This is a genomic window from Citrobacter sp. BIDMC107 (assembly GCF_001037575.1).
GTDB lineage: Bacteria > Pseudomonadota > Gammaproteobacteria > Enterobacterales > Enterobacteriaceae > Citrobacter > Citrobacter freundii.
This window is the reverse complement of sequence record NZ_KQ089850.1, coordinates 76,986-97,174: the sequence shown is the minus strand read 5'-3', so window position 1 is coordinate 97,174 and position 20,189 is coordinate 76,986. Positions and strand designations below refer to the sequence as shown.

Below are 20,189 nucleotides of genomic sequence, written 5' to 3'. Positions count from 1 at the left end.
GCCATGCTGAACCTTGCCGAATATCGTCAGCGCCCGGCCTTGCTTGCCGACTGGCTGCCCTGGGCCGGGCTGGTCGCGCCGGGCGTTGTGCTGAACAAAGATGGTTCGTTTCAACGCACGTTCCAGTTTCGCGGCCCCGACTTGGACAGTGCGACACAGGGCGAGCTGATTGCCACGTCGGCGCGGCAGAACAACGCGCTTCGCCGTACCGGGTCTGGCTGGGCCTTCTATATCGAGGCCGAGCGGATGCGGGCATCGAGCTATCCGCAATCCTCCTTTCCCGAACCACTGTCCTGGCTGGTGGATGAGGAGCGACGCGCGGCGTTCGAGGAGTCGGATGGCCATTTCGAGAGCGTCTATCACTTCACGTTGCAACACCTACCGCCGCAAGAGTCTCGCGCCCGTGCGGCTGGGATGCTGTACGAGAACCGGCCCACTGAGGGTGTGGACTGGCGTGGTCGGCTTGATTCCTTCGTGGCAGAGACCGATCGCGTGTTCGACCTGCTCGATGGTGTGATGCCGGAGATTGCCTGGCTGGACGATAGCCAGACGCTGACCTACCTGCATGCCACAGTCTCCACCCGGCGCTATCGCGTCGGCGTGCCCGACGTGCCGTTCCATATCGACGCACTGCTTGCCGATGCCGCGCTGGTCGGCGGCCTGGCGCCCATGCTGGGCGATCAGCACCTGCGCGTGGTGTCGGTACGAGGCTTCCCGACCTCGACCTGGCCGGGGATCTTGGACGACCTCAACCGCCTGGGCTTTGCGTATCGCTGGAGTACGCGCTTCCTGTGCCTGGACAAAGCCGAGGCGGAACGGGAATTGGGGCGCTTGCGGCGCCAATGGTTCGCCAAGCGCAAGAACGTCATCGCGCTGCTGCGCGAAACGATCTTTCAGCAGGAAAGCCCGCTGGTCGATACCGATGCCAGCAACAAGGCCGCCGACGCCGATGCCGCCTTGCAGGAGCTGGGCAGCGATCAAGTCGCCTTCGGCTACCTCACCGCCACGGTGACGGTGCTCGACGCCGACCCGGCCGTGGCCGACGAGAAGCTGCGCATGGTGGAGCGCGTCATCCAGGGCCGGGGTTTCGTGACCATCCCCGAAACCCTCAACGCAGTCGATGCCTGGCTGTCGTCCGTCCCCGGCAACGCATACGCGAACGTGCGTCAGCCCATCGTTTCGACGCTGAACCTGGCGCACATGATGCCGATGTCAGCGGTATGGGCTGGGCCGGAGAAGAACGAACACCTCGATGGCCCGCCGCTGATCGTCACCCGCACCGATGGCGCGACGCCGTTCCGGCTGGTGACGCACATCGGCGACGTGGGGCACACCCTTGTCGCCGGGCCGACCGGCATGGGCAAGTCGGTGCTGCTCGCCATCTTGGCCATGCAGTTCCGGCGCTACTTCGGCTCGCGGATCTTCGCCTTCGACATGGGCCGCTCGATGCGCGCCACCATCTTCGGCCTTGGCGGTGAGCACTATGACCTCGGCGCCGATGGCGGCATCGCCTTCCAGCCACTCGCGCGAATTGCCCACGAGGGCTACCGCACCTGGGCCGCCGAATGGGTGGAGGGCCGGCTGCTGCACGAAGGCGTGACGGTCGGCCCGGACGAGAAGGCTGCCATCTGGTCGGCGCTGAGAAGCCTTGCCGGTGCGCCGGTGGAGCAGCGCACCATGACCGGCTTGTCGGTGTTATTGCAGTTTAACGCGCTGCGCCAAGCGCTCGCGCCCTATGTGCTGGGCGGCGCACACGGCAAGCTGCTGGACGCTGACCACGACCGGCTGGGCATGGCCGACGTGCAGGGCTTCGAGATGGAAGAACTGATGCACAGCCCGGCCGCCGTGCAAGCGGTGCTGCGCTACCTGTTCGCCCGCTTCGACGAACGTTTCGACGGCGCGCCCACGCTGTTGATCCTCGATGAAGCGTGGCTGTTCCTCAATGAGCCGTCCTTCGCGGCCCGCATCCGGCAATGGCTCAAGACGCTCAGAAAAAAGAACGTCAGCGTCATCTTCGCCACGCAGTCGCTGGCCGACATCAAGGACTCGACCATCGCGCCAGCCATCATCGAAAGCTGCGCGAGCAGGATCTTCTTACCTAACCCGCAGGCCACCGAGCCGCAGATTCGCACGATCTACGAAGGCTTCGGCTTGAGCAGCCGCCAGATTGAGATCGTGGCGACCGCCCAGCCCAAGCGCGATTACTACTACCAGTCGCGCCTCGGCAATCGCCTGTTCGACCTCGACCTGGGGCCTGTCGCGCTCGCATTCGCGAGCGCATCCACCCCTCAAGACCAACGCGACATTGACCGCGTGCTGACGCAGGCCGGCGCTCCCGGCTTCGCCGGCGCGTGGCTGCGCCATCGCGGCCTCGGCTGGGCCGCCGACCTGCTGCCGTCCGCTCCGGCGGCAGCTTCCTTTCTCGCTTCTCAACCGCTGGAGGTTTCGCCATGATGACCAAGCCCCGTTTGCTCTCTGTCTCACTCGCTGCTGTGCTGTCGGTATCGCTGTTGGCCGTGCAGCCCGCATCCGCGCTGACGGTGTTCGACCCGTCCAACTTCGTGCAGAACACGCTGACCGCCGTGCGCACGCTGGAACAGATCAACAACCAGATCAACCAGCTCCAGAACGAGGCGCAGATGTTGATGAACCAGGCCAGGAACCTGGCAAATCTCGACTTCAACATCGTCAACCGCCTGCGCTCGACGCTCGCCACCACCGAGCGCCTGATCGCCGAGGCGCGCGGCTTGGCCTACGACGTGCAGAGCATGGATGCCACGTTCGCCCGCCTGTACCCGGAACAGTACGCCTCCACCATCAGCGGCGACCGCATGGCACAGGATGCCCGCGAACGCTGGCAGAACACCTTGAACGGCCTGCACACCGCGATGCGGATGCAGGCGCAGGTGTCGCAGAACCTCGCCCAAGACGAAAGCGCGCTGGCCGACCTCGTGAGCCAGAGCCAGTCGGCCACCGGCGCGCTGCAAGCGATGCAGGCGACGAACCAGCTCCTGGCTTTGCAGGCCAAGCAGTCGATCCAGGCGCAGCAGCTCCAGATCACGCAAGACCGGGCCGCTTCGCTGGAACTGGCGCGGCAAGCGGCGGCTATGGAGCGCGCCCGCGAAGTGCGGCGGCGCTTCCTCGGCACCGGCACGCCGTACACGCCGCAGTCCGTCAACTTCTACAACAACTGACCGGAGGCGGCCATGCGATGCGCTTCCGTCCTGCTGGCCGTGCTGCTGACCGCGTGCGGCCAGCAGCCGGCCGAGAACCTGGCCGACGCCCTGGCCGCAGATCCGGTGCGGCTCAAGGCGTTGCGCGGGCAATGCGCGGTCGACCGGCAGGCCATGGGCGAGGATGCCTGCCGCGCCGCCGCCGAAGCCTTCCGGCGGCGCTTCTTCGCCGGCCATACCGGGCCGGATGAATACAACTCGCTGGCTGAACTCCCGCCGATTCCGCCGAGCTTCGATACGCCCGCAGATGAATTGCCAGAGGGCGCCGTTCCGCTCACTCCGCCCGAGGATTCGCCATGAACGACGTGACCATCATCGACCGTTTCCTCGATACGTTCTCGCGCTACATCGACTCGGGCTTCGGCTTATTGCAGGGCGAAGTGGCATTTCTCACCGCCACGCTCATCGTCATCGACATGACGATCGCTGGCCTGTATTGGGCCATGAGCCACGCCACCGGCCAGGGCGACGACGTGATCGCCAAGCTGCTGCGCAAGGTGCTCTATGTCGGCGCGTTCGCCTACATCATCGGCAACTTCAACTGGCTGGCGAGCATCGTGTTCCGCTCGTTCGCCGGCTTGGGAATCACCGCTACCGGCTCGGCCATCACGATGGAGAACTTTCTTCAGCCGGGCCGGCTGGCGAAGACCGGCATCGACGCAGCCGCGCCGATTCTGGAACAGATCGGGGACATGGCTGGGTTCCCCGAGGTGTTCGTGAACATCGACCCTATCGTGGTTCTGTTCATCGCCTGGCTGGTGGTGATCCTCTGCTTCTTCGTGCTGGCCGTACAGCTTTTCATCACGCTGATCGAGTTCAAACTGACTACGCTCGCCGGCTTCGTCTTGATCCCGTTTGCACTCTGGAACAAGACCTCGTTCCTCGCGGAAAAGGTGCTAGGCAACGTGGTGTCGTCAGGCATCAAGGTCTTGGTGCTGGCCGTCATCGTCGGCATTGGTTCCGGGCTGTTTGCCGAGTTCCAGGTACATCCCGACGAACCATCAATCGACCACGCGCTGGTCGTGATGCTGGCCTCGCTCGCGCTGCTGGCGCTGGGCATTTTCGGCCCCGGTATCGCCACCGGCCTGGTGTCCGGTGCGCCACAGCTTGGTGCGGGCGCGATGGCTGGTGCTGCGGTCGGGGCTGTCGGCACCGGCGTTGCCATCGGAGCCGCCGCAACGGGAGTGGGCGGCGCCGTCATGGCTGGGGCACGAATGGCCCCGGCGGCCGCAAAGCTGGCCGGTGCCGGCGCGCGTGCCGCGACTTCGGCGGCCGGCAGTGCCCGATCGGCGTTCCAGGCCGGTTCCGCTGCGGCCGGCGGCGGTGCCAAGGGCGCGGCGGCTGGCCTCGGCAATGTCGCCAAGACCGGCGCACAAGCCGCAGGCCGCAGCGTCACCTCTGGTGCTTCCGCTGTTGGGCAGAAGGTGGCCGACTCCTTCCGCGCTGGCTGGAACGGCACAGAAGCCGGCAGCGACGGTGCTGGCCGCGGCCAGACCGCAGACGGCACCGCAGGCTCGCAGAAGCAAGAGCAACCGGCCTGGGCCAAGCGGATGCACCGCCGCCAGCAGGCTACCCATGCCGCGACCACTGCCGCCCACACGCTGCGCGGGGGCGACGGCGGCGGCTCCGGGCAAGGCCCGAGCCTGCGGGATTCCGATACCTAACCTTCAAGGAGAACACCCATGCGATTCAAACGACCGCAGGTGCGCTACGCCGATACGCCGCAGCCTGCCACCCCGTATCAAGCCGCCGCCCAGGTGTGGGACGACCGTATCGGCTCCGCCCGCGTGCAGGCGAAGAATTGGCGCCTGATGGCCTTCGGCTGTCTAGTGCTCGCGCTGTTGATGGCCGGCGGCCTGGTGTGGCGCTCGGCGCAGTCCATCGTGACGCCCTATGTCATCGAGGTCGATCAGGCCGGGCAGGTGCGCGCTGTAGGTAAGGCCGCTACGCCGTATCGGCCCGGCGACGCGCAGATCGCGCACCACCTGGCGCGCTTCGTGACGCTGGTTCGCTCGCTGTCCATCGACCCCATCGTGGTGCGGCAGAACTGGCTCGATGCCTACGACTACACCACCGACAAGGGCGCGGCGGTGCTCAACGACTACGCCCGCACCAATGACCCATTCGCCCGCATCGGCAAGGAATCGGTAACGGTGCAAATCACCAGCGTGGTTCGCGCCAGCGACACGTCTTTCAACGTGCGCTGGACAGAGCAGCGCTATGTCAACGGTGCGCCCGCCGGCACCGAACGCTGGAACGCCGTGCTTTCGACCGTCCTGCAAACCCCGCGTACTGAACAGCGCTTGCGCAAGAACCCATTGGGTATCTACGTCAACGGCCTGTCATGGAGCCGCGAACTGGATTCTTCCGAAGGAGCCAAACCATGAAACTTCGTTTCTGCCTTTACGTTTTTCCTTTGACGCTGCTGGCCCTCGCGGGCTGCGCCTCGCAGGGCAAGCCGCCGCCGTCCATCTCGCTCGACGAGCCGGTGCTGGCCCAGCCATTGCCCGAACCGCCCAAGCCCGTCGAAGTCGTCGCCGTCCCTGAACCGCTGGCGCTGCCGGCGCAGTTGAAGCCGCTGCCGGAACTCGATGAGGCCCCCGTTGCGCCGGAGCCGGCCGACGAAAAGGTGCGCGTTTCCCGTGCCAATGCAGAAGCGCGTATCGCGCCTACCCGTGAGGGCTACGTCAACGCGATTCAGGTGTGGCCGTTCACCGATGGCGCGCTTTATCAGGTCTATGCGTCGCCGGGGCGCGTGACGGTGGTTTCGCTTCAACCGGGCGAGGAACTGGTGACGGTCGCCGCCGGCGATACCGTGCGCTGGATCGTGGGCGACACGTCCAGCGGCGGCGGGGCCGATCTGCGCGTCAATGTGCTGGTCAAGCCCATCCGTTCCGGCCTGAAAACCAATCTCGTCATCACCACCAGTCGGCGCACCTACCTGCTGGAGCTGACCTCGACCGAGAAGGCATGGATGGCGTCGGTATCCTGGGACTACCCGAAAGACCGGATGCTCGCGTTGCAGCGCCAGGCGCAGGCTGCGCAGGCGACAACGCCTGTCGATACGGGCCTGTCGCTGGACAAGATCCGCTTCCGCTACGCGGTATCGGGCAGCAACCCGCCGTGGAAGCCGCTACGCGCCTTCGATGATGGAGAGAAGGTCTATATCCAGTTTCCGGCGGGCATCGCCCAGGGCGAGTTGCCGCCGCTGTTTGTCATCGGCGCGCAGGGCGACGGGCAATTGGTGAACTACCGTTTCCGCGCGCCGTACTACGTCGTGGATCGCCTGTTCGGCGCGGCCGAACTGCGGCTGGGCGGCGACGGCGGCGACGTGGTGCGGATCGAGCGCACCGATGGCGTTGCGCGGAGGAACTGACCATGAGCCAGGATGACACTCCCGACCTTGCCGCGCCGCAGGCGGCGGGCAAGATCGCTCCCGAGGCGGTCGCGCTTCGCGCCCAGCCGCGCCCGGTCACGCGCCTGAATCGGCGCACGCTGGCCATCCTCGCCGGCGTCCTGGCGGTGGCCGTGCTCGGCGCGGTGATGTGGTCGCTGCAACCTCAGCGGCGCGGTGCGGGCGAGCAGACCGAGCTTTACAACGTCGATCGTGTCTCGAAGTCTGAAGGACTGGATGCGCTGCCGACGGACTACTCCAAGCTGCCGCCGGCGTTGCCGCCTGCCGTTCCCGAACTGGGGCCGCCGCTGCCGGGCGATCTTGGCCCGGCCATCGTGAAGTCGCAGCAGCCGGCGACGGCCGCCTACGCGGCCCCCGGCCACGACCCGAACGATGCTCTGCGCAAAGAAGCCGAAGCGGCCGCGGCCTCGTCCGTGTTCTTCCGCTCGGGAGGGCAGAATGCGGCGCCGGTGGCGCAGACACAGGTGGCCGCTGCGCCGGGCTTCGCCGCCAATGCGGTGTTTGACCCGCTGGCGGCCGGGCCGGTCTCCACGGCGGCCCAGCCTGCTGACCCGACAGCGGTGCAAAACCGGCAAGACCATAAAGAGGCTTTCTTGAAAGGTGGCTCCACTGAAACCCGTAATTCCGGCAATCTGACCCTGCCAACTTCGCCGTATCAGGTCATGGCCGGAACGGTGGTCGCAGGTGCCTTGGTGACGGGGATTAAGTCGGACTTGCCCGGCGACGTGATCGCCACGGTGACGGAGCCGGTCTATGACACAGCCTCCGGGCGCTTCCTGCTGATTCCGCAGGGTTCGCGCATCCTGGGCAAATACAACAGCCAGGTCAGCTACGGGCAGAGCCGCGTTCAAGTCGTCTGGAACCGGATCATCCTGCCGGACACGTCTTCGCTCACGCTCGACAACCTGGCCGGCACCGACCCAGCCGGCTATGCCGGGCTGGAGGACGATGTGGACTACCACTGGGGCCGCATCTTTGCCGGTGCGGCACTCACCACGCTGCTGGGCGTCGGTGCCGAGCTGGCCGCGCCGGAGAACCGGCAGGATGGTGATCGCGTCATCATCGCTGGGCGCGACAGCGCGCAGGACAGCATCAATCAGGTCGGCCAGGAGATGACCCGGCGCAACCTCAACATCCAGCCGACCTTAACGCAACGGCCGGGCCTGCCGGTTCGCATCATCGTCAACCGGGATCTGGTGCTGCGGCGGTACCAGCCGCTGTTCTTCAACCGGGGGACTTCACGATGAGCACGACCAAGAAGCTGCGGCTCGGCCCGCTGCCGAAGACCGAGAGCACCAAGCTGACTTTCGTTTGCCCGACCAGCTTGAAAGCCGACCTCGACCGCTACGCCGCGCTACACGCGCAGGCGTATGGCGAGGCCGTTGATGCGGCGACGCTGATCCCGCATATGCTGGAAGCGTTCATGGCGGGGGATCGAGGATTCAGGAAGGGCACGGCGACCCGCAGCACACCACCGAAGCCGCCATGATTGCACCGCATGCTATTCAACGGCATCCATCGAACGCGCAGCCCAGGCTGCGCGTTCTTCATTCTGGATGCCGCCGAGCCTGTTGGGCTATGATGATGCGACAGGCCCGCCGTTCCTCGGCAATCCAGCACTACACAGTGCGATGCGGCTTTCTCTCCCAACGCTCCTATGTCGCTCCTAGCCGACAACGCCGCTCTTCTTCTAAGCGGCCCCGAAAGGAGCTAACCTACTGTCCCATATACGGTTTCAAGTCCTTCTTGATTTGCGCGAAAGACTTGACACCGGCACTTTTTTGTTGCCCGGAACCTGTTCATAAGCAGGTACCGCAATGCTAAAATGGCTGTAAATAAAAACAGTGTATTCAGGTGGACACAATGAATAGCCAGCCAGTAACCAGACGGTTTGCAGACAACGATCTCCATCAACAATTGTCTACGGTTAAAGTTAATGACAAGCAACTGATGCGCCTCATCCGCTATTTTTCTCACCTGAAATACCATACGGCTAAGACGTATCTCCATTGGCTGCGTTCCTGGAATGAGTGGTATCAGGCAAATGCAGGAAAGGAGGTGAACGAAGATTGGCCCGCCAGCTCTCTCCCGGTGACTGAAACTCCACTGCTGGCCTATTTAGACCATCTTCAGAAGTCACTGTCACGAAGCAGTATTAAAGGGTGCCTGCATGCCCTGAACAGTATCCAAAGGAAAGCACTCGATCAGCCTGGGATCATCACATCTGAAGTGGGTTATATTCTTGCGGCCCTCGAACAGGCTGAAGCCCGAAAGCAGAAAGTTACCCGCCAGGCTACGCCATTCATGGTGACGGATCTAAAGGCATTGATTAAAGCACACAGTACGACGCAGTCGGTGCGCAAACTCCGCGACCTTTGCCTAATTTGGACAGGGTTTGAAACACTGCTTCGCTCAGCGGAGATCAGGCGAATTCGGATGGAAGACCTTGTGCTGGATGAAAAGACCGGCAGCTTTACCTTGACGGTATACCGGACAAAATCCACTGTCAGTACCCTGCTCACCTATCATCTGACCCCTAACCTCACAGCCACACTGAGAAGGCTGATGGGTATGGTCGGAAGGGATCAATACAGCCATCCGAAGGACTATCTCTTTCAGGCCGTTAACTTTCAGGATAACGGATATATGCCACCTGAATGGGGTTTACGAAGCCAGGGTAACGAAATCAATGCGCTGCTGAGAAACCATAACATGCCCTATCTGCCTACCCGAACCCCGCTCGGGGGAAATGGCGAACCCATTCCCGTCGAGGATGAGGGTATGCTTAGTAAGAACACGCTACTCCGGGCCTTTGAAGCGCTTTGGGAAGAGCTTCATCCGCAGGAAACGGGCACCCGATGCTGGACCGGTCACAGCGTCCGCGTAGGCGGTGCCATCGAACTTGCTCATGCCGGGTATACGCTCTTGCAGATCATGGAGATGGGTAACTGGAGCAACGCGGAGATGGTTTCACGCTATATCCGTAACATTGAAGCTGGTAAAAAAGCGATGACGCAATTCATGCGCGGAGCGCTGGATGAGTAGCGCCCATGCGGGCGCTGCTGAGGGTTATTTCTTACGGAAAGGATTAAACCGGTTCAGATCCTGAAGGGCGTCTTTCGGCGGCAGCATACCTGTGCGTTTCATTTTATAAACGCCGTTAAGCTTCATAGTTTGCACACCCAAGTTTAACAGTGCCACCAGCTTAAGCGTATACAGAAACGTGAATGCCGGGGCCATCTGGATAAAAATAAACAACAAACCGGCACACATCACCCTCAGCCACGCCGCATATTCCATGCTCAGCGGTCGCTTAAAATAATGGATTTCCAGTAATCCCACCGCCTTGTTACTGATCCACACCGCTGCCAGTGAGAGTAACAACACGATGCACACCATAATGCCCAGTTCCATGATCCTCACTCCCCGTCGTTTTTATATTTTGTGTTTCTGATTTGCCTGCTTTGGTTTTGTTTTTCGCCTTCTTTTTGGGTTTGATATGGTGGAACAGGAAACAATCCACCAGCACCCAGCCATTGGCATACCGGGCCAACAGCAATTTCTGCCCCGGATAATGAGCATGAAAAAGCATTTTCACATCGGCGGTATTCATGATCTGTTGCTTACGCTTCAGCTCCTCCTCAGGCATCTCATATTCCTGAATAAATGGTGATGACAACCGCTGGCGAAGCATACGAATAGCGCTGGCATTTTCATCGTGTTTAGCCAGACGGCCAAAACGCACAAGCGCCTTATGAGACACCTGGACAGGTCCCAGATGGGAATCAACCAGTTCATACTGCCAGAAATATCGCAGATCCACTTTCACCCAGCTGATACTGTCTTCCTGTGCAGCTTTCATTATGGTTCCCGACATCGGGACCATTGTCAGTTTGGTCAGACGTATGTGAATATAATCAGCCAGGGTCCTGAGGGACTCCGGTACATTATTGTTCAGCAGAAGCTGCTGAAGCCCCGGGGTCGACGTCTGCCAACTCAGGTTGCGGCCGTCAGGTAAAAATTCAAAGTTTTGATCCGCTGGCGCCGATTTCGCATTGTTTTCCTTCCTCATGAGAAAGTAATGGCCACACAGTAACTCGGACCGTACCTTATCCTCTCCCGGGTCATGTCGGGCTTTACTGAGATCCACCGTCAATACAACACGGTTAATAGCGTCCTCGTGGTATTTTTTCACCCAGACACAGACACGATAAAGTCTCTCATCGAGCTTCTGGCTGGTAGTGGAGATCCATTGCATGCTTTTCTCCTCAGACCTTACTCATAATGAAAATGCCAAGATCCGCACCGGGTACAAGCTCCGTGTAGCTATGGTTGATCCTTCGTGCATTTGACGGTGCGTCATCCGACGCAGGCACCCAGTTCTGAAGACCTTTAAATGCTGGCTTTTGTCCAACAGCGAAAATGGGCAGTGAGGCTTTCACCACCTTGTAATCCGTCTCGGCGTATTTGCTACTTCCACGCTCCGTGCCTTCAGGACGGTATGAGAACAGATGCGCGATCGGAACCGGGAAGGTATTGGTCCGACAAAGACGTAACGCATCCCCGTCTTGTAGGACCTTTCTTTCAAGTAATGCCTTCGCCCTATCGATGTTCGCAACCACTGTCAGGTCAGTGGTCGCTGGCGATTTGACCGCTGCCGTACGACGCTTATCCAGCATCGCGATGAGCTCACTGGCGTTGGTTTTTACCTGGTTCCGGTTTAGTCGCCAGCAAAAAGTAACTTTTTTAAGCCGTGCCTCCACAAACATAATTTTGCGAGTAGACGCCACTGTCACAAGGCCGGGAAGTTTACGGTGAACTTCCTCAAAGCGGATGTGTTTCTGATCATTTACCCTTTTCATAGCTGAGGCAAAGTCAGTTTTGGCGTCGTTGATATCGCGAATAATTCTGCTCAGCAGTTCGGCACCCTCAGGAACAATAATCAGCCCCGGATATTTGGTCGTTACTTTCGTTGAATTCCTGCTGAGTACATCGATGTCATCGATACAAAAATCCTGAAATACACGGATAATGTCATCTACAGAGGCATCAGAAATAGTACTCACCTCAATTGGGGTAACCTCTTTCAGCCGCTCTTCGTGGCGCGTGACGGCCCCCACAGTCATCAGTTCCGCCATCACCGGCTGATGGTTATTCAGAAAGGCTCTGAGCTGTTCAATTCGCTCCAGAATCCGATCACGGTAGAAAGGTAAATTTTCACTGGACATTCATCACTCCGGTTTCAATAAAACAGCGCAACACCGTTACATCCTCAACCACTTCTGAAGATGCGATACGCAGCCGGTAGCTGTACTTTTCCAACACCTTCCGCAGTTCATCGGAATTGCCTGTTGTATAAAGGGGCAGAGGTTCAGCCTGCTGGCCGTCATGCCTGAAACAACGATTAAGGTCGGACAAAAGGCCAAAACTGACAGGCCTGTGTTGCAGATTGATACGCTGCCAGTCCAGCGGTACACCGAACTTCACCCACCAGCCCAGTCCAATAAGTTCATTTCGTATACTCTGCACATTACCCAAATCCGATACTGTAACATCCGGGATAACGCCATTACCTTCCACCAGCAAATGCATCACGCTCTTAAAATCAGGCTGACGACACTTTCTGGCTTGCTTCAGAATGGTTCGGATCGAACGCAAACACTGACGAGAATGCAAATTACGACGTTCAGCCGAACTAAGCCATCTGTTGATGAGTTCATTCGAATACGCCACCGGGCATTCCCCGAGGCCTGACCTTCCGTTTTCACGGACATACAACAGACAGGAGGTAGCTGCACTCACTACAGCGTCATATTTTTCATTCATGTTTACCCCCGTTAATATCAGAAATCTGGTTATCCGGAGTCAGGAACAAAGGCTGATAATGCAAGCGCCACGGATAATGTACCGTTAGGCCATCCGTGCCAATACGGTTCAGCCTGTAGCGGCCGTTCATTCGATCAACAGACCAAATGCCGGGAACTACAGGACGGCTCCACCGACAAACCGGTAAACCTCCGAGCTGAAGGGTATTCACCAGCCCTTTATCAATCTCGGTCACGCGTACCTTCAACAAGAAGCATAACCAGGGAGAGCACCAGATAAACAGCCAGACGGGCGCTAGGACAAACTTGTTTAGCAAATGCCCTGTCATCAACATCGCAGATAACAGCATAAAACTGATGATCAACCAAAAAACCATCCATCCTAACCAGGCTCGTGTCTCACAAAGTTTCCATTCCAACAGGTAAAGTCGCTTTTTCATCCAGAGCCCCCGGAACTCAGTGAATGACTGAGGTGTGCTGCATCAAAATAGGTGTGCGTGGCAAGATCTCGTTTCGCCACAGCTCTTGCGCTGACGTCCATCCATGGAGAATTCCGTTGCCACAGTGTGAATTGAACGCCATTACCTCATCATTTAGCTGATAGACAAGCCTGTCTGGCATCTCAAGGTACTCAGGCAGAGAAAGCAGTACGCCGTGGATCATTTCGCCAGTCAGCCTGGATAACGTCTCTTCTTCGTCGAGATTTACTGTTGGCATTGCAGATAGTGGGATAGAGAAACAGCAGAGATCCATACCCACAGCGTCATAACCAACATCAAAACCATCATCATTAAGCACAAATCGAAAGATAGCCTCAGGTGCCTGACCCAACTCGGGCATCGGTGCTTCAGGCACCTCTGTGCCGGTAAAATATTTTTCGGTCCAGTTGCTAAAGGGACTGGTAAACATCCAACAGAGCAGCGACAACGCAATGTCCGTTTTGAGTACTCGTTTCGTGCCAGACGCTCCAAAAGGATGAAGATTGCTTTTCATGATTTACCTGTAGATTGCTTTATTTACAGCTATTTAAACACATTCCGGATTTTCCCCAATAGGTTGCAAAACGCTAAAATTCGCAGATGCTGGTCCCCTTCTGTTTTAGTCGATGCTCAAGATAGATGCTGGCCAGATCGAGAGGATGATTTTCTTCGAGGCATGCCCGAACGAGATCTTCAGTTGATACAGATTCCAGTCCCCGGGTTTCAAGAATTTCTTTCGCCGTCGTCAGCGCCCGGGAGGCACTTCGACTTAACTGAATTTTCACCTGAGAACTGCTTTCACACAGGGTGTCAGCTGGTACGGTCTGTGAATCGGTATTGTACATAGGGGTATCACTCCATATCAGGGATCGAATGAAAATTGACTGCAAGAGACGTCTCTGGTTCACCGTTTTCCACAGTGCTTAGCCAGGTTCGGGCAGGAAGTTGTTGCTCACAGAGAAGCAGGTAACCTTCGCCCATAAGATGCTTTTGTCCCAATGCATGCAGTAGATCCCCTGAATATGGACCCAGAGCAGTTTGGGTATAAAACAACGCGCCTGCGGGTATTTTTTTAGACAACATGCTCATTAATACGATCTTCTCGTCCTCATTTTCGGGTAAAACGAGGATTATCCTGAACCCCTTGTTAACGTGTGATTGCAGACCTGCAACCAGCGACCGAAACCTGAGCGCATAAATGACCATCCTGAATCGGGTCATTAACAGTGTTGTAGCAGCAAAAATAACGACGACTGAGCCGAATTTTGACCGGTAAAACCACCAGTTCAGGCCACCGGCCACAATCAAAACAACCAGAAGCACAATGCTTCCGTAAAAAAATGCAGCCGGGAAACGGGTTCTTTTTCCTTCGAGGAGCGCCGACGCCATTATTACGCCCGTGATGCAGTACACAACCCAGTCATAGAACGATTCAGTCATCATTAGGTGCTTGTGTCTCGTATTGTTATAAAATCGGACGCCTGCCTTTATAAAGCCCTCAGCAATCGTGTCCCATACAGCCATAGACTTCGCTAAAATTGTCGCAACTGTCTGTTGTCACAAAGAGTTCCCCACGGCCTAAACGACGCTGTAGATCGGCCTTTACTTCAGCTGCCGGTTTGAGAAAAAGATACTCCAGCTGTGAGTCACTTCCCGAAGAAAGCAGCAACTCAATACTGAAATCAACATGCCGATAAGAGAACTGGCTTTGGTCGTGGGAAAAGACCGAGTTCACAGGGATATTGCTCAGACTTATGGTGGCAGGCATAGTCACTCCTTTGTTTTAAACAGTATACAAATCTCTATCGTTCCATTTTTCGGATAAGAGACCTATTTTCGCGAAACTAAAACAAAGTAAGTAAATTTTATTTATGCAGTCTCCAGCATGTAGACTGATTGCGGCCGGAAACGGAAACACGTGTCAAAAAATTGAAACTAACCGGAGCAGGAAAGGAAGCAGCAGAAAGAGTGTCATTTTGGATTGGAGTTGATGCGGAAGGTAACGGATGGTTTATGAAGAGCTGTGACCGGAGAGCAATGCAGTTAATCATATCGGTCAATGAGTACGTTGAAATATAGCGGATTAAAGAACAGATTTGAGGAATAAAAAAAGGCACGGATAACCGTGCCTTCTTGGGAGTATAAAAAACTGAAGATATAAAACTATCTTCAGCACTCATGCCGCAACGGAGACTTTAACCTCTGTAGCGGGGATGAGTTTACGTAATGTGGAGAATACTTCATAAATTAGATCCTGACGGTCATGGATTTTAACCCGGCCACCAGTCAATTCAGATACATTCACCCCTTGGTAAAGTTCATTAACGACTTCACCATCTTGATCAAGGACTCGAACATGAGCAACCATATGAAAGTAAGATTTTGCAGCATAACTTTCATAAATATCAATAATCGATTCATTATTACGACGTAAAACTACTTTGCCGGACGGCAGCGTTGTTTCATCCATATAACAATCGGTTAATTGATCGTCGAAATCGTCCTCTTGAAGTGAAATATGCAGACTCAGTTCGTCGGTAATTCGACGTGAATATGAATACTCACTAAATGTATAAGCGGCCATGCTTATATCACTGAAAGTGCGATAAGCATCATGAAGACCGGATGTTATTTCATCTGATACATAGTTGATAAGCCCAATAAAATGCGTATTCCAGAATTGTTCCAGTGCAAAACGGGCGATTAAAACCTGTCCATCAACTTCCATCAGTTTTTTGTATTCTTCACGATCATAGCCACCAGGTTGTGTGCTATCCGCAGAAAGACTTAGGATATCACAACAGACATCATCGTATTCAAAGCGGCTAGTCGCGTAGTGTTTACCAGAGATATCCAGATACTGACCGGAAACTTGGTCGAAGACCTCAAGGAAGTAAACCAGGCGCTTCTTGAGGGTATTAGCATCCAGTCCATCCAGTTGAGTAGCATTAAGCGTTTCCGCATAATGGTCCACAGACTGTCTTAATTCACTGGCTGATATACTGCAAGAAAAAGAAACCTCGTCGCCCTGGCAGTGAGAGACATTGATATGAATCTCTGTCTCATCAAAATCAATGCCAATGTCTGCCAGTACTGCACGAACGTAGTTTTGATTATCAGTATAATTAGTCATTTTCACTTCCTCAGGAAAATTGAAAGGAAGTGCCCCATAGGGGAGCAACTTCCCCAGTGGGTGGATAAAAATATGTTTTTCTAAATCATTCTATCCTGCCAGTTAAACAGGAAAGTGAACGCAATCATTTAGTCGAACAAAGTTACTTTTTACGATGAGGTGAGAATGAGGACCGGTTAAACACCGTCCCGAAACTCTTCAATCGCTTCATGGATCAACGCTGCTCTGTCACAGATTTGTACTCGGCCACAAGGTCCCACAGAAGAGAAGGTTCCGTGCGAGGATTCACACTTAACACTCCCATCACTGCCAGTGAAACGAACGTTCATCATAACCGGCACATCGTGTCCGGAACTTACGCAGGTATAAAGACGAATGAGTTTTTCATCATCGCAATACGCCCCCGTCGTGCCTTCAGACTCATTGAAACCAATGTAAAGATCAGGCATGCAAGCCGGGTATTCATCAGTGTTCAGCTCAAGATGCAACATCAGTTCATGATTTACACGACGGTGATATTGATATTGACCTAAACTATGAAATGAATTTTTAACAGACTTGATAACCTGAAGAGAATTAAATAGACACTCTGTTATTTTTTTCTCAAACTCATAGATAAAGTCGCCAAAATCAGAATGGAAAAATTGCTTCAGTGCATACCGGGCAATAAGAACTTTCCCGTCAACACTCATTCTATTCTGATAAATTTCCTTTCTGAGACCTTTCTGAAATTCATCATATTCAGGCAACGATTCTGAGGCCGCCAATATTGATGTTGCTATATCGAAAAATTTCATAGTGCTATGCGCATTATGATAACCACGAATTGTTATTTTCTGAAACCCAGACTTTTCATATACTTTAAAAAGGTATTTGATTTTATTCCGGAGAACTTCGGTTTCAGAATACGGCGCTTTATGTTTTATCAACTCTTCGATATATGAATCAAGATAGAATAACAAATCATCAGTCGCCACTTCTGCTTTGAATGAGAGTTGTTCAAAGAAATTAGACTTATCAAACAGTTTAATATCCTGTTGAATTACTGTCAGACCAAGTTGTTTTTTAAGCATGGCGCTAACAAAATTTATATCATCGTTTTCATTAAACATATCTACTTCCTCTTGAAAGAATAAAGGAAGCATCCCCTAAAGGGATTGAGCTTCCCTTAGGGTTATTTATTAATTACATGTAAAGCAGATCATCCGAATGCTCTGGAGCATACGAATTGATTTGCTTAAGCGAGTTATTTATAGCCTTTCTGTACAGCGATGAAGAATGCGATTGAACCATTTTGTACTCAGTGACGAGAAGAGGTGAAGTAAAGCAACCTAGATTCGCGTCGAGAGTTAAAGGGCCATCGTTGCAAGATTCAATAACAGCGTAAATGCGCCGCTTCATCACCCTACCCGACAGGTAACGATTAACATGGTTCAGGAACTTGTCAGCCCCAGAAATACTACTCACATCCCAGTTGGCAGAAATTATCTGGTCTGCAACTGAAACGGGTACCGGTTCAACTACTATCTGAGTATTGATTTGATGGTCAACACTGAAGAACCTGGTTAACACTTGTGGAACTGAACTTTCCGCAACCTTTTCTGTAACTGCGAAAATAAGCGGAAGAACCTGAGATAAGCGTGACCGTAACTGGCCATGAAGATGGCTGATGAAATTGTGACCGTTTTCAACCATACCAAGGATTAAATCCTTGTCTGCATTGCTGGAACGATAATAGACATAGTCCAGTTTTTCACGGTTCACACCTTCATTCAGCCAGTCTGGCTCAACATCAACAAGACGCAGGTGAGCTGCTGACACTGAAACCTCAAACTGCAAGGTTTCAAGAGTGACCGGCCCAGCCTTCAACAACGCAGCTCCTGAGCAATATTGTGCAACAGGATGGTTATCCACGTCAGGGCCCCATAAAGGCTCCCAGTCGCGCAGATAACGCATTAAATGCGGTTTTAAAGTCCGGACTGGAATATCAACCTTCACAACAAGACTCTGAATGACTCCGGTTTCCAGATTGACACTTTGGATCGCAGCACCTTCAAAACCCATCTTCACCAGCATCGCTTCAATTAATTTATAAATAGCTTTCATTTTATTGCCCTCGGTTAAGAGGGAATTCTCCCCAAGGGAAGAGTTCCCTCAGGGATTAGATAAGTTGAAAATAAGTTTTAATACCCGTAACGAATAGCGTGTTGTCTTTCTTGAAGGTAGGCTTCGTATTCATCTTTTCCGGATGCGAAGCACTCTTTAACAAAGACACCGCAAAACATTTTAAGATCATCTCTGGCATGCATTTCTTTATCTGACATGACTTTAGCATAATCAGACGTGTCGATATCCGCTAAGCGCCAACCGTACTTCATGTAAACACGATTACTGTGGGCAAAGCCTTTAAGATAGCGGCGTGCATTTTTGATGATCTGACGACTACCAGACATGTCGGATGACAAAAAGTCAGGTGCGATCATCGTTTCCAGAATATCAACTGGCAACCCCTTACAAAATATTTGAACATTATAACTATTGTAACAGTCATGATATTTAGGGTCCTTTATAAGACGGTCAGGTTGGTCAGTTGTTATCTTATTTAAAACATCAAGTGCTAAACGAATACCTTCCTTCATAGTTTCATGTAATTCTACATTCACAAATGAAAAGAAGGGACTCAGTCCTTCTTTGTACGTGAGATAGTCTTCACCAAAACGTCCATGTCGAGTTAAATGCAGCAATCGTTGCTTGTTATATTCACTATCAGTCACGTCGTAACTACCACCGCGCTGTAGAGTGAATCCTTCCTTGACAGTAACCGGGAATCTAATATGGTCAATAAAGAAAGACCGATTCTGCTTATTTTTCACTACATCTAAGGAAGGTGCGAATAAGCAGGTCATGTCTTCCCAAGCTGACTCGTTGATTAAAATTTCGCGGATCTGGGCCGATTTTTTTCCCGCAAACACATCGAATCAGCCTATTTAGGCTATTTTTTCCACCATTTCTGGCGTTATTTCCGGTTTTTACTGAGATCTCTCCCACTGACGTATCATTTGGTCCACCCGAAACAGGTTGGCCAGGGTGAATAACATCGCCAGTTGGTTATCGTTTTTCAGCAGCCCCTTGTATCTGGCTTTCACGAAGCCGAACTGCCGCTTGATGATGCGAAACGGGTGCTCCACCCTGGCACGGATGCTGGCTTTCATGTATTCGATGTTGATGGCCGTTTTGTTCTTGCGCGGATGCTGCTTCAAGGTTTTTACCCTGCCGGGACGCTCGGCGATCAGCCAGTCCACATCCACCTCGGCCAGCTCCTCGCGCTGTGGCGCTCCTTGGTAGCCGGCATCGGCTGAGACAAATTGCTCCTCTCCATGAAGCAGATTACCCAGCTGATTGAGGTCATGCTCGTTGGCCGCGGTGGTGACCAGGCTGTGGGTCAGGCCACTCTTGGCATCGACACCAATGTGGGCCTTCATGCCAAAGTGCCACTGATTGCCTTTCTTGGTCTGATGCATCTCCGGATCGCGTTGCTGCTCTTTGTTCTTGGTAGAGCTGGGTGCCTCAATGATGGTGGCATCCACCAAAGTGCCTTGGGTCATCATGACGCCTGCTTCGGCCAGCCAGCGATTGATGGTCTTGAACAATTGACGGGCCAGTTGATGCTGCTCGAGCAGGTGGCGGAAATTCATGATGGTGGTGCGATCCGGCAGGGCGCTATCCAGGGATAATCGGGCAAACAGGCGCATGGAGGCGATTTCGTACAGGGCATCTTCCATGGCACCGTCGCTCAGGTTGTACCAATGCTGCATGCAGTGAATACGCAGCATGGTCTCCAGCGGATAGGGCCGTCGGCCATTGCCCGCCTTGGGATAAAACGGCTCGATGACAGCGGTCATATTCTGCCATGGCAGAATCTGCTCCATGCGGGAGAGGAAAATCTCTTTTCGGGTCTGACGGCGCTTAGTGCTGAATTCACTATCGGCGAAGGTGAGTTGATGGCTCATGATGTCCCTCTGGGATGCGCTCCGGATGAATATGATGATCTCATATCAGGAACTTGTTCGCACCTTCCCTAACTGACGTTTAACACAATCCGTA

General features: G+C 54.5%; 24 protein-coding genes. 9 read left to right on the top strand and 15 right to left on the bottom strand.

Going from position 1 to position 20,189, the window contains the following annotated elements:
• The first annotated feature begins 3 nt into the window (after positions 1-3).
• The 9 genes from trbE (at position 4) to SK39_RS23380 (ending at position 9,693) form a co-directional block, all read left to right on the top strand.
• A complete protein-coding gene (gene trbE / locus SK39_RS23420) occupies positions 4-2,454 on the top strand; it encodes a conjugal transfer protein TrbE (protein ID WP_006378801.1) in 2,451 nt (816 codons plus the stop codon).
• Positions 2,451-3,194 carry a P-type conjugative transfer protein TrbJ gene (trbJ, locus tag SK39_RS23415; protein ID WP_006378800.1) on the top strand — a complete coding sequence of 248 codons (744 nt, stop codon included), beginning with the start codon at positions 2,451-2,453 and terminating at the stop codon, positions 3,192-3,194. The genes trbE and trbJ overlap by 4 nt, the downstream gene beginning before the upstream one ends.
• A 12-nt stretch (positions 3,195-3,206) precedes the next feature.
• Positions 3,207-3,533: a hypothetical protein gene (locus SK39_RS23410; RefSeq protein ID WP_006378798.1), complete on the top strand. Its 327-nt coding sequence runs from the start codon at positions 3,207-3,209 to the stop codon at positions 3,531-3,533.
• The gene (gene trbL / locus SK39_RS23405) at positions 3,530-4,897 is read left to right on the top strand and encodes a P-type conjugative transfer protein TrbL (protein WP_006378795.1); all 1,368 of its coding nucleotides are present in this window, start codon (positions 3,530-3,532) and stop codon (positions 4,895-4,897) included. Before SK39_RS23410 ends, trbL begins: the two co-directional genes overlap by 4 nt.
• Positions 4,898-4,915: 18 nt before the next feature.
• Complete coding sequence (gene trbF / locus SK39_RS23400) at positions 4,916-5,620, top strand: conjugal transfer protein TrbF (protein WP_006378793.1); 705 nt, start codon at positions 4,916-4,918, stop codon at positions 5,618-5,620.
• Positions 5,617-6,609 carry a P-type conjugative transfer protein TrbG gene (trbG, locus tag SK39_RS23395; RefSeq protein ID WP_016487821.1) on the top strand — a complete coding sequence of 331 codons (993 nt, stop codon included), beginning with the start codon at positions 5,617-5,619 and terminating at the stop codon, positions 6,607-6,609. The genes trbF and trbG overlap by 4 nt, the downstream gene beginning before the upstream one ends.
• A 2-nt stretch (positions 6,610-6,611) precedes the next feature.
• The gene (locus tag SK39_RS23390; RefSeq protein WP_016487820.1) at positions 6,612-7,895 is read left to right on the top strand and encodes a TraB/TrbI/VirB10 family type IV secretion system protein; all 1,284 of its coding nucleotides are present in this window, start codon (positions 6,612-6,614) and stop codon (positions 7,893-7,895) included.
• Complete coding sequence (locus SK39_RS23385) at positions 7,892-8,137, top strand: DUF2274 domain-containing protein (RefSeq protein ID WP_006378741.1); 246 nt, start codon at positions 7,892-7,894, stop codon at positions 8,135-8,137. Before SK39_RS23390 ends, SK39_RS23385 begins: the two co-directional genes overlap by 4 nt.
• A 374-nt stretch (positions 8,138-8,511) precedes the next feature.
• Complete coding sequence (locus tag SK39_RS23380; RefSeq protein WP_015063151.1) at positions 8,512-9,693, top strand: tyrosine-type recombinase/integrase; 1,182 nt, start codon at positions 8,512-8,514, stop codon at positions 9,691-9,693.
• A 24-nt stretch (positions 9,694-9,717) separates the two neighbouring features.
• Here SK39_RS23380 and SK39_RS23375 read toward each other — a convergent pair whose 3' ends face one another.
• The 15 genes from SK39_RS23375 to SK39_RS23305 all read right to left on the bottom strand — a co-directional run bounded on the left by SK39_RS23375 (position 9,718) and on the right by SK39_RS23305 (position 20,095).
• Positions 9,718-10,062, bottom strand: a complete 345-nt coding sequence (locus SK39_RS23375; RefSeq protein ID WP_015063150.1) for a hypothetical protein — start codon at positions 10,060-10,062, stop codon at positions 9,718-9,720.
• Complete coding sequence (locus SK39_RS23370) at positions 9,998-10,906, bottom strand: hypothetical protein (protein ID WP_022652181.1); 909 nt, start codon at positions 10,904-10,906, stop codon at positions 9,998-10,000. Before SK39_RS23370 ends, SK39_RS23375 begins: the two co-directional genes overlap by 65 nt.
• Before the next feature lie 10 nt (positions 10,907-10,916).
• Positions 10,917-11,876 (bottom strand): DNA replication terminus site-binding protein, encoded by a 960-nt coding sequence (locus tag SK39_RS23365; RefSeq protein ID WP_022652180.1) that lies wholly within the window; start codon positions 11,874-11,876, stop codon positions 10,917-10,919.
• Complete coding sequence (locus SK39_RS27660; RefSeq protein WP_015063147.1) at positions 11,866-12,474, bottom strand: hypothetical protein; 609 nt, start codon at positions 12,472-12,474, stop codon at positions 11,866-11,868. Before SK39_RS27660 ends, SK39_RS23365 begins: the two co-directional genes overlap by 11 nt.
• Positions 12,467-12,913 carry a hypothetical protein gene (locus tag SK39_RS23350; RefSeq protein ID WP_015063146.1) on the bottom strand — a complete coding sequence of 149 codons (447 nt, stop codon included), beginning with the start codon at positions 12,911-12,913 and terminating at the stop codon, positions 12,467-12,469. The genes SK39_RS27660 and SK39_RS23350 overlap by 8 nt, the downstream gene beginning before the upstream one ends.
• Positions 12,914-12,929: 16 nt before the next feature.
• Positions 12,930-13,466 carry a hypothetical protein gene (locus SK39_RS23345; RefSeq protein WP_015063145.1) on the bottom strand — a complete coding sequence of 179 codons (537 nt, stop codon included), beginning with the start codon at positions 13,464-13,466 and terminating at the stop codon, positions 12,930-12,932.
• Positions 13,467-13,539: 73 nt separating this feature from the next.
• On the bottom strand, positions 13,540-13,797 hold the full coding sequence (locus SK39_RS23340) for a hypothetical protein (RefSeq protein WP_015063144.1): 258 nt from the start codon (positions 13,795-13,797) through the stop codon (positions 13,540-13,542).
• Positions 13,798-13,804: 7 nt separating this feature from the next.
• Positions 13,805-14,341 carry a hypothetical protein gene (locus SK39_RS23335; protein WP_223203164.1) on the bottom strand — a complete coding sequence of 179 codons (537 nt, stop codon included), beginning with the start codon at positions 14,339-14,341 and terminating at the stop codon, positions 13,805-13,807.
• A gap of 109 nt (positions 14,342-14,450) precedes the next feature.
• Positions 14,451-14,720: a hypothetical protein gene (locus SK39_RS23330; RefSeq protein WP_015063142.1), complete on the bottom strand. Its 270-nt coding sequence runs from the start codon at positions 14,718-14,720 to the stop codon at positions 14,451-14,453.
• Positions 14,721-15,128: 408 nt separating this feature from the next.
• Entirely contained in the window at positions 15,129-16,085 is a 957-nt protein-coding gene (locus SK39_RS23325) for a hypothetical protein (protein ID WP_022652178.1), read from the bottom strand.
• A gap of 176 nt (positions 16,086-16,261) precedes the next feature.
• Positions 16,262-17,197, bottom strand: a complete 936-nt coding sequence (locus SK39_RS23320; protein WP_022652177.1) for a hypothetical protein — start codon at positions 17,195-17,197, stop codon at positions 16,262-16,264.
• A 73-nt stretch (positions 17,198-17,270) separates the two neighbouring features.
• Positions 17,271-18,191, bottom strand: coding sequence for a hypothetical protein (locus tag SK39_RS23315; RefSeq protein WP_022652176.1), 921 nt, complete (start codon positions 18,189-18,191; stop codon positions 17,271-17,273).
• A gap of 77 nt (positions 18,192-18,268) precedes the next feature.
• Positions 18,269-19,015 carry a hypothetical protein gene (locus SK39_RS23310; protein ID WP_476578686.1) on the bottom strand — a complete coding sequence of 249 codons (747 nt, stop codon included), beginning with the start codon at positions 19,013-19,015 and terminating at the stop codon, positions 18,269-18,271.
• Positions 18,948-19,133: a hypothetical protein gene (locus SK39_RS27930; RefSeq protein ID WP_476578685.1), complete on the bottom strand. Its 186-nt coding sequence runs from the start codon at positions 19,131-19,133 to the stop codon at positions 18,948-18,950. The genes SK39_RS23310 and SK39_RS27930 overlap by 68 nt, the downstream gene beginning before the upstream one ends.
• On the bottom strand, positions 19,115-20,095 hold the full coding sequence (locus tag SK39_RS23305; protein WP_000019450.1) for an IS5-like element ISKpn26 family transposase: 981 nt from the start codon (positions 20,093-20,095) through the stop codon (positions 19,115-19,117). The genes SK39_RS27930 and SK39_RS23305 overlap by 19 nt, the downstream gene beginning before the upstream one ends.
• Positions 20,096-20,189: the final 94 nt, after the last annotated feature.

Excerpts from the sequence above, each read along its gene's own strand:
- SK39_RS23305 (WP_000019450.1), bottom strand. The coding sequence starts at position 20,095 with ATGAGCCATCAACTCACCTTCGCCGATAGTGAATTCAGCACTAAGCGC.
- SK39_RS23380 (WP_015063151.1), top strand. The coding sequence starts at position 8,512 with ATGAATAGCCAGCCAGTAACCAGACGGTTTGCAGACAACGATCTCCAT.
- SK39_RS23375 (WP_015063150.1), bottom strand. The coding sequence starts at position 10,062 with ATGGAACTGGGCATTATGGTGTGCATCGTGTTGTTACTCTCACTGGCA.
- SK39_RS23365 (WP_022652180.1), bottom strand. The coding sequence starts at position 11,876 with ATGTCCAGTGAAAATTTACCTTTCTACCGTGATCGGATTCTGGAGCGA.
- SK39_RS23370 (WP_022652181.1), bottom strand. The coding sequence starts at position 10,906 with ATGCAATGGATCTCCACTACCAGCCAGAAGCTCGATGAGAGACTTTAT.
- SK39_RS23315 (WP_022652176.1), bottom strand. The coding sequence starts at position 18,191 with ATGAAAGCTATTTATAAATTAATTGAAGCGATGCTGGTGAAGATGGGT.
- SK39_RS23390 (WP_016487820.1), top strand. The coding sequence starts at position 6,612 with ATGAGCCAGGATGACACTCCCGACCTTGCCGCGCCGCAGGCGGCGGGC.
- SK39_RS23385 (WP_006378741.1), top strand. The coding sequence starts at position 7,892 with ATGAGCACGACCAAGAAGCTGCGGCTCGGCCCGCTGCCGAAGACCGAG.
- SK39_RS23325 (WP_022652178.1), bottom strand. The coding sequence starts at position 16,085 with ATGACTAATTATACTGATAATCAAAACTACGTTCGTGCAGTACTGGCA.
- trbG (WP_016487821.1), top strand. The coding sequence starts at position 5,617 with ATGAAACTTCGTTTCTGCCTTTACGTTTTTCCTTTGACGCTGCTGGCC.
- SK39_RS23335 (WP_223203164.1), bottom strand. The coding sequence starts at position 14,341 with ATGGCGTCGGCGCTCCTCGAAGGAAAAAGAACCCGTTTCCCGGCTGCA.
- SK39_RS23350 (WP_015063146.1), bottom strand. The coding sequence starts at position 12,913 with ATGAAAAAGCGACTTTACCTGTTGGAATGGAAACTTTGTGAGACACGA.
- trbJ (WP_006378800.1), top strand. The coding sequence starts at position 2,451 with ATGATGACCAAGCCCCGTTTGCTCTCTGTCTCACTCGCTGCTGTGCTG.
- SK39_RS23345 (WP_015063145.1), bottom strand. The coding sequence starts at position 13,466 with ATGAAAAGCAATCTTCATCCTTTTGGAGCGTCTGGCACGAAACGAGTA.
- trbF (WP_006378793.1), top strand. The coding sequence starts at position 4,916 with ATGCGATTCAAACGACCGCAGGTGCGCTACGCCGATACGCCGCAGCCT.
- SK39_RS23320 (WP_022652177.1), bottom strand. The coding sequence starts at position 17,197 with ATGTTTAATGAAAACGATGATATAAATTTTGTTAGCGCCATGCTTAAA.
- SK39_RS27660 (WP_015063147.1), bottom strand. The coding sequence starts at position 12,474 with ATGAATGAAAAATATGACGCTGTAGTGAGTGCAGCTACCTCCTGTCTG.
- SK39_RS23330 (WP_015063142.1), bottom strand. The coding sequence starts at position 14,720 with ATGCCTGCCACCATAAGTCTGAGCAATATCCCTGTGAACTCGGTCTTT.
- SK39_RS23340 (WP_015063144.1), bottom strand. The coding sequence starts at position 13,797 with ATGTACAATACCGATTCACAGACCGTACCAGCTGACACCCTGTGTGAA.
- trbE (WP_006378801.1), top strand. The coding sequence starts at position 4 with ATGCTGAACCTTGCCGAATATCGTCAGCGCCCGGCCTTGCTTGCCGAC.
- trbL (WP_006378795.1), top strand. The coding sequence starts at position 3,530 with ATGAACGACGTGACCATCATCGACCGTTTCCTCGATACGTTCTCGCGC.
- SK39_RS23410 (WP_006378798.1), top strand. The coding sequence starts at position 3,207 with ATGCGATGCGCTTCCGTCCTGCTGGCCGTGCTGCTGACCGCGTGCGGC.